2 protein-coding genes are annotated in these 2080 nt (G+C 34.4%); both read right to left on the bottom strand.

Annotated features, from left to right (window positions below; all coding sequences use genetic code 11):
- Positions 1 to 1123 (bottom strand): Ger(x)C family spore germination protein (locus AC1DTM_RS23885; RefSeq protein WP_477001048.1); only part of this gene is annotated, 1123 nt, incomplete at its 3' end.
- On the bottom strand, positions 1107 to 2080 hold a 974-nt coding region (locus AC1DTM_RS23880), incomplete at its 5' end, for a GerAB/ArcD/ProY family transporter (protein ID WP_477001047.1). The genes AC1DTM_RS23880 and AC1DTM_RS23885, both read right to left, overlap by 17 nt.

The following is a 2080-nucleotide window of genomic DNA, read 5'->3' as shown; positions in this document are numbered from 1 at the left end:
CCTTTTCAACTTTCTTCCATACTTTTGGATACTTGATTTTCAAACGAGTATTAAAGCCAGCAACATCAGTTTTATATTCCTTTTGAATTTTTTGTAATGTATGTTTCACTAATCGCTTCACTTCTTGCTCCGCAGATTGCTCCGTCCTTTTGAGAAATGTATTTTTAAAAGCTTCCTCTGACTCAGACCAGTTTTCGGATAACCGGCCCACAGACTGCACATTGACATCGAATGAGATTTTATCCCCTTTAACATGGGGCGTAATTTTACTTTTCATAGATTTCACTTCATACATAACTAATTTTTTTGTCTTTTTATCATAACTTTTCACCAAGCCACTTTTCCCTTTTGCAGTTATCCACATTAAGCCTTCTAATTCATTCTCGTTTAAAAAACCACGAAGTTTTTTTGTACGCCCCTTAATTACAGCAGCACCTACATATTTCACTTCTCCGTTTATAGAAATCACATTTGGTAAAAGAAAACTCGCCCCAGATTTCACCTTTCCTGGTAGTTTAGCAAGCGGCATCGGTGGTAAAATTCGTGAGGATCTATATTGATTATCCTCGATATCAATCAAGCGAAATGCTGGAATTTCCCCTGGTTCTTTTGATTGTAACGCATCACTAGCTAGCCCTTTACTAACCATAATAAAACAACTAGGTCTCATCTCATTATCACGAACGTAGATGTCCAATAACTGCGTTAAATTATATGTTCGGGCGATACTTTCACTAACAACTATTACTTTCGTATGATGAAAAATGATAGGCCTTTGCCTTCTTAATGCAACTTCACGTATTGATTGATGAAGAGAATCTCCTGTTTCTGCAACATTCATATAAGCTTTTTGTTGTGATACTCCACCTTTGCCTCCGTCTGATGATGATTGTGCTTTAACAAATTGGTAGGTGGTTGTTATTAAATTCTTCTTTTTATATCCGCCGCCCTTTTCTTCAATTTCTTTCTCAATCTTTGTTTCTTTTTCTTTATCTACTGCTATACCTACGGCGAAACCTAACTCCTCAATTTCATGACTACTCCAGCATCCTGTAAGTAATAAGAGAAAAACGATTGATGTTATTCTTATAATAATTTTTCTACCTTTAACATTTTGGTTCATGCTTTTTTTTCCTCCCCTTCGAAATCATTAGGAGTAGAATCGGAAGAATACCAAATAATATTATCGCTGCGTTACTAAYCAAATTTCCAAATTCAAATAACTCATTTATGTTTTTCGGAATTGCGGCAACGATATAAATTACTGGGAGTAATCCATACAAAAAGGAATGAATATTTTTATTAAAGAGCTGTGCTAACCCTAAAGCAGCTGCATAATAACAGATTGTATATGTTGCAAAGATTTGCATAATCCATATCACTAATAGCAAAGATTCGAACCGTTCAAAAATTAAACCTTGAATTTCAAAACTTCTCATAAGATCAATTGTAGGCCATGTTCTCATCAATACCCCATCGATAGAAAATGCACCAATAACCATTACAACTGTGATGACATAAAAAAGTAAAGGAATCATCGTGCCAATTATTACAACCCTTACACCTTGAGATGGCTTCTTCATAAAGGCTAAAAGTAACAACATAATTTCAGCACCCGAATATGCCATAGTTGTTGTTTTTAGGCCTTTTAATGCCGGAACAATCCCTAATCCTAATACAGGACGAAGATTATCGAGTTCAAATATTCCTATACTCATAAAAGATGTCACTAAGAAAATAAAAACTGTAATTGGAAAAATAATTTCAAATAAACGTGCTATCGCATTTATTCCGCCTAAATTTAAATATAGACTTATCCACATGAATGGCATAATAATAGCCCAGTCAGGCGTACCTTCTAGTAGAAAGAAACTTGTTATACCTTCCAACGTTCTAAGTTCAAATGACGAAAGTGTAAAAAAGTAACTGATAATCAATAAACTAATTAACACCCCAAACCATTTCCCTACAAGTTCTTGGCTATATTGATAAAATGTTTTTTCAGGAAATTGTTGACTTAACTTCACGATAATTACACCCGCAACCATCGCAATTAATCCACCTAAAATAACAGTTATCC

This window comes from Bacillus sp. P4_D3 (assembly GCF_056401855.1).
Note: the sequence above shows the minus strand (reverse complement) of the source record. Positions and strands in the feature narration are given on the sequence as shown.